This is a genomic window from Levilactobacillus enshiensis (assembly GCF_007115095.1).
GTDB lineage: Bacteria > Bacillota > Bacilli > Lactobacillales > Lactobacillaceae > Levilactobacillus > Levilactobacillus enshiensis.
The window spans coordinates 1-5901 of sequence record NZ_SULH01000023.1; the positions used below are offsets into that span (position 1 = coordinate 1).

The following is a 5901-nucleotide window of genomic DNA, read 5'->3' on the forward strand; positions in this document are numbered from 1 at the left end:
TAGTGTGGTGGCGATAGCCTAAAGGATACACCCGTTCCCATGCCGAACACGGAAGTTAAGCTTTAGCACGCCGATAGTAGTTGGGGGATCGCCCCCTGCAAGGATAGGACGTTGCCACGCAAACGTAGGAACCCAGTGATGGGTTCCTTTTTTTGTGTAAAAAAATAAAACCAGTAGTGGCGGATGACCGCCAGCGTGGAAGGAATGGCGACTGCGCGGCGTCAAAAACAAAACGACGACACGCGCGGCGTCAAAAACAAAACGACGACACGCTTTGCGATAGCTTTCGTGGGGAAGACCTCCTAGGTTTTAGTAAGGCCATTCACCTTCAGCTGTTGAGAGCTTGAAGTTTTATATTCATGCTCAAGGCGACATGGGTATATTTCACCAAAAGACAATACCACTGCTCGCCCCCCTGATCCTGATTATGTGTGAGCTTAACCTTGGCTAGGGATTTATCATTGGTGTCCACTATGACTTTTGGCAAGACGCACCGAACTTCGAACCCGTCGTCCATGTACTTGGCTGGCGTTGGCATTCACAATTAGGGATTCATTCATTTAACTTCTCAATAAGCTGTGTATGAACAGTACGAGATTCTGTCATCCCCAAATAAAAATAGTAGTGACGCATGACCGCCACCGTGGAAAGTCTGCCGTCTGCGCGGCGTTAACAACGAACAGCTGCTTATTGGGGAACAAGCCATGCTTAAACCGGCCGTGACCAGTAACTTTGACAACTAAATTTCGAATGCGCTCAGCTTTTTCTTGACCGTGTGGTTACAACACGGTTTATGATGACTCTATCAAGTAAGCATGAAGGAGCGTTAGACATGACGGAATTTACTAGTGGCCAATTGGCTAAATTGAGTGGGGTGAAAAAATCGACATTACGCCATTATCTCGATGTTGGCTTAATTACGCCCACGGAAACGACCGCGGCCGGTTATCAGCTTTTTAATCAACGGCAGCTTTACCAACTTTACTATATTCGGTTCTTACGGCAATTAGGCTATTCGCTACCAATGATCCATACCCTATTGAAACAAGCTAATGTAACGTCTGAGCTGCGTGAACTTCAACAGCAGGTCAGCCAACAAGTGCAGCATCTTCAAGAGACACAGCAGACTATCACAGAAATCCTCGCGCTTCAACGGACGGAACCGTTAAATACGGTACTATTTCATGAACAACCCGCGCGTCAATTGCGGTCAATCGGACCGGAAAAAGCGACACAACTGGAAGTGCGCAATGCACAAGCGTTGGGAGAACAGAGACGTTTACAACAGCTGAATCCCGTGATCTATTTTAAAAAATTCGGCGAGACCACCGTCACGTGTCAACAGACGGCTACGGCTGGCGAGTGGCACTTGCCCACTGGGACGTATGCGTTCAAACAAATTGCGGTAACCGATGACACGGACCTGACACAGGCCGCCCAAGACTTCTTACGAGATCCCTTGCTGGAACTGGCATCGCAACCGGATCTCCTGATTTATGAAAACCTGGTGTTATCGTTAGTCTACAGTCAGGACGTGATTTACACGTTGGAGGTGCGGCTACAATGACGGTGATTTGGGCATCTAAGGTCAAACAATTAGATCCAGTTGAAATTGGCCAGTTGTTTCAACAAGGTTTTCGTGGAAAATTTAGGTCCTTTGGCTTTTCAGCGGCGACGACACAACTAGGGTGTCAGTTGTTGGGTGAATATTTGCAACAATTTTATCGACAGGATCTCGTGGTTTCTATTCAAGGGGGACACCTTAATGGCTGCTTACTACTCAATCATGGACAAAAAGCTCTCGGTCAACGTACTTTCTTACGTCGTTTGGGGCAGACTCTGCCTTGGCGCGATCGTCTCAGGCTGTTATTATTTCTGGGGTTGTTAGATCAACCCGTACCTCAAGGAACCACCTATGTTGATTTTGTGGCGGTGACGCAATCTCAGCGTAGGCAAGGCATTGGCACCGCACTATTGAAGTTTTGTCAGCAACATTTTTCTCGGCTTACACTCAGCGTTGTCACCGGCAATCACGCAGCGTATCGACTTTATCGGCAACTAGGGTTTTGCGAAAAGCAGACCCAGCATAGTCAGTTAACGCAGTTGTGTTTTGGTTTTCGCGAATGGTCGGAAATGCAATGGACGCGGTTAAGGTAAGCTGTATTTTAAAATAAGTAGCATGGTCCGCGACGCGATCAGGTTGTCGTTATTACGGAATTGAATAGGCTATTGATCAAACGGCAGCGGAATAGATAATTAAAAAGGTAACGGCACTCCCAGGCGGGAAGGTCGTTACCTTTTTTGCGTGACAGCTAAAGGTTCAAAGCTACAAAGTACGGCTCATACCTGTTCTACCAACAATAGCGGCCCTAAAACTAGGCAACATGATAATTCGGTCACCTTACCGGCCGGCAGATATGGGCTGAGAATCCCAGTGTTATCGAAGCTTGGCCGACCGGAACTGCCAGTATTTTCTAACAAGTACAATTGCAACAACTAGGCCACTGAACTGGCAGGTGGTCATCAGGCCGAATCCCATGTCAAATGCATTCAGACTCCCGCTGATGAAACTGAGCAGGGCAAAGCCGGTTAAACCGATCCAGTGCACCCGACTAGTCCAAACACTGAGATGATGGTGAGCGATGAGGAGGTTACCTATGAGAATGAGTAGCAAAAGAATAAGAAAATCAATCCAATAGAATGCCGAAAAATTTGAAAATTGCGTGATGCGTTCCACTAGCAGGATGCCGAGTAGGACCGTGGGTAAGGTGAGACTTGGTTGGATGGACTGTTTGGTCGGGCTGCTGAGCGTGGTTGCCGTATCCAGTAGGATGGCATCCACTGAGAGATGATACAAGGTAGCTAGTTGGGTGATGGTAGCGATGTCTGGTTGATTCCGGCCAGTTTCCCAGCTGGAAACAGTTTGGCGCGACACGTGGAGTTTATCCGCCAACTCGGTTTGTGTCAGCTGCTGCATTTGGCGGAAATGTTTTAAACGCGGGCCTAGTTCTGTTGATGCCATAGTGAATCCTCACTTTCTATTAACTCTAGCATAAAGAATCGTCCGAAAATAGCAAGCTATTCTCGCTAGCATCCGTATCATCTGGCGGTTTGAACGGGTATGTTAAAAGGGAGTAGAGGAGACGATGTCCAATGCAACACGTGCAGGAAAAAATGGTTCAGGTCGCCGGAATACGAAAAACGTTCGGTCGGCGGGTAGTCTTACGGGATGTTAGTTTTGAATTTTCGACTGGCAAGATTGTGGGGTTAGTCGGTCCCAATGGTGCGGGGAAGACGACCATAATGAAAATCTTACTGGGGCTCACACCAACGGCTGCTGGCGACGTCCGGATTTCTGGGCAGCCGGTTTCAGTCAATACGCATCAGGTGGTGACGTGCCAAGTGGGGGCTCTCATTGAGCGACCCGCAATCTATCCGTTCCTAAGCGGCTGGCAGCATCTGCAATTGACGACGGCTTCAACTGTCCAGATGGACTGGGTCGTAAAGGCACTCCAGATGACAGCCTACATTCACCGTCCAGCTAATCGCTATTCGTTAGGTATGAAACAAAAATTGGGTATCGCTATGGCTTTAGTCACGCGCCCACGGTTAGTTATCTTGGATGAACCCATGAATGGGTTGGATCCGCAATCCGTCAAACAGCTTCGCGACTTGTTAGTTCAGCTGGCACATGAAGGAACGACCTTTCTGATTTCCAGTCATATTTTAAGTGAGTTGGCGAAAATTATTGACCAAGTGATCTTGATTGACCAGGGGCGGGTGTTACTCCAGCAAACGATGACGCAGCTTCACCAGTCAGCACGGGCGTTCTTAGTGATTCACACGGCGGCCAATCAGCGGGCCTGCCAACTGCTTCAGTCAGCGGGATATTCAGTGACTCTGCGAGAAGATCAGCTAAGTTTGCCGGCATCATTAGCGTTGACCCCGTTACTGAAGATTGTACTGGACGCGGGGATTCAGGTTTTGAAAGTGAGCCAGCAACGAGAAGACTTGGAAACGGTCCTGTTGAGACTGTTAGCAAATGGGAGGGAGTAGAGATATGCGCAAGACACTCTGGCGAGAAATTTTTAAATTTAAACATCAACGGTTGGCGTGGGTCACGCCACTCTTAGTCGCGCTACTGATGGGTGGTGTGGCATTGACAACCCATCGCATGACCCTCAGTGATCAAAAATTTTATGTGACCTCCGGGTATGTGGGCTTTCAATGGTCAATCTTATTTCTGATTGTCATTAGTGCGACCAGTGTGGCGATGGAATTCGAGTACGGAACGATCAAACAGTTAGCGATGCAAGTGCCCCACCGCTGGCTGATCTATGTTGCGAAGTTTTTGGTAGTCCTGGGGTACAGCATGTTGTTGCACGTCCTAGTCGTCGGGGTCACCTTGATACTGAAGGTTAGTGGAGACCCACGGATGCATTGGCAAACCATCTACCGCTATCATCAAAGCCTAGGGTGCAATCTGGGCATAAATGCACTACTGGACCTGTATGGTGGGGTGCTCATTGTGAGTCTTGTGTTCCTACTGGCGAGTTGCAGCCGTCATGGTGCCACGGCGATTGCTGTTGGTGTCGGGGCCTGCTTTATGGGCGAAGGGCTGTCCAGCCTCTTGCTCGGTTCGTTCAAAGCATTCGTACCATGGCTGAAATGGAATCCGTTTAACATGTTTTACTTACAAGAAGAGTACGGCAATCCAGACTACCGGACGATGACTCATTTGACGATTCGACAGTTGGAAATTGGGAACGTGGTCTGGACACTGCTCTTCATAGGGATAGGCGCTGTGATTTTTTCCCGGCGACGGCTTTGAGTTAAATTGGAGTTGAGCGGGGGATTCACGGATAAGGTGTCAAACGTTATCAGCAGGAGTGACGGCTAGCGGTCATAACATAAAAGGGAGGAATGAACATGACTAAGGATCATACACTTAGTGGGTTGGCTTACTTGTCGGTTATCTTCGCGCCAATCATTTTTCCGGCAATTGTCTGGATAAGTGTGAAGGACCAAGGCGTGAAGGCTGATGCCAAGAAGGCGGTGTTTCTACACCTGCTTCCAGGCGTAAGCAGCTTCTTTATTGTGGGCGTATTAACGAACTTAGGTACCCTATGCAATCAGCAAGCTGTGTTTTCTAATGGTGCAGCTATCGGCTTGGCGGTCTGGCTACTGATTAATTTAAGTGTAACGGGATATACTGTAATTCTAGGTATCAAAGAGATATTCAGTTAGTCCGGTAGTGTTGGTTGATACGGACGTAGGGGGTGGTTTCTTGGTGGATAGCATCAGTGGGTTAATGGTTGTCAATTTTAGAGGATCATTGTCGGGATGAAGGAGGTGTTAGATAGGGGGGAGGGGATAGCCACGTTAAATGGAGGTAGCCGTTGTCGAGCGAGCTGAGCCGGAAGCAAGTGATGTTGGTTAAGCCAATGAGGATGCGTTACGGCGACACTTTTGGTGGGGGATGGCGGCGTACACATGCCTAATACAGTGGGCTTACTAAGTTGGCGTTGGTTGTGAATAATAAAAAGGGTTGGCACTTATTTTAGATTTTTGTTGACACTAAGATGATGTGCATGGTATATTATCTAAGTTGTCTTTTACGACAGCAGTTCGTTAATTTAAAAAGTTAAATTGCTTGTTGACAAGCAGTATAACAAAATGGTATATTAATTGAGCTGCTTCATTAGGCAGCCAGCAATTCACAGTTTAATTAAATTAAACTTGTTGTTGACATCATATTGATTAAATGATATGATAATTAAGTTGTCTGCGAGAGCAGATGACTGGTAGACCTTTGAAAACTGAACATTGTTTCGACAAACCAAATATGTGTAGGGCGGTTTGATACTTGGTATCAAACCCAAACAATATTTGCGAAGTCAA

General features: G+C 47.4%; 6 protein-coding genes and 1 rRNA gene. 6 read left to right on the top strand and 1 reads right to left on the bottom strand.

The window, feature by feature from the left end; all coding sequences use genetic code 11:
* Positions 1-3: 3 nt before the first annotated feature.
* From rrf to FAY32_RS14100, 3 genes are all read left to right on the top strand, one after another.
* A 5S ribosomal RNA gene (gene rrf, locus FAY32_RS14090) occupies positions 4-120 on the top strand.
* Between the two features lie 712 nt (positions 121-832).
* The gene (locus FAY32_RS14095; RefSeq protein WP_158727607.1) at positions 833-1567 is read left to right on the top strand and encodes a MerR family transcriptional regulator; all 735 of its coding nucleotides are present in this window, start codon (positions 833-835) and stop codon (positions 1565-1567) included.
* A complete protein-coding gene (locus FAY32_RS14100; protein WP_143464098.1) occupies positions 1564-2157 on the top strand; it encodes a GNAT family N-acetyltransferase in 594 nt (197 codons plus the stop codon). The genes FAY32_RS14095 and FAY32_RS14100 overlap by 4 nt, the downstream gene beginning before the upstream one ends.
* 280 nt (positions 2158-2437) lie before the next feature.
* Here the strand turns inward: FAY32_RS14100 and FAY32_RS14105 are convergent, their stop codons facing one another.
* Complete coding sequence (locus FAY32_RS14105; protein ID WP_143464099.1) at positions 2438-3022, bottom strand: helix-turn-helix domain-containing protein; 585 nt, start codon at positions 3020-3022, stop codon at positions 2438-2440.
* A gap of 131 nt (positions 3023-3153) precedes the next feature.
* On the opposite strand from FAY32_RS14105, the gene FAY32_RS14110 reads away from it, so the two are divergent.
* The 3 genes from FAY32_RS14110 to FAY32_RS14120 all read left to right on the top strand — a co-directional run bounded on the left by FAY32_RS14110 (position 3154) and on the right by FAY32_RS14120 (position 5247).
* Positions 3154-4056: an ABC transporter ATP-binding protein gene (locus FAY32_RS14110; protein WP_143464100.1), complete on the top strand. Its 903-nt coding sequence runs from the start codon at positions 3154-3156 to the stop codon at positions 4054-4056.
* A gap of 4 nt (positions 4057-4060) precedes the next feature.
* Positions 4061-4831, top strand: coding sequence for an ABC transporter permease (locus FAY32_RS14115; protein ID WP_158727608.1), 771 nt, complete (start codon positions 4061-4063; stop codon positions 4829-4831).
* A 98-nt stretch (positions 4832-4929) separates the two neighbouring features.
* Positions 4930-5247 (top strand): hypothetical protein, encoded by a 318-nt coding sequence (locus FAY32_RS14120; RefSeq protein WP_143464102.1) that lies wholly within the window; start codon positions 4930-4932, stop codon positions 5245-5247.
* Positions 5248-5901: the final 654 nt, after the last annotated feature.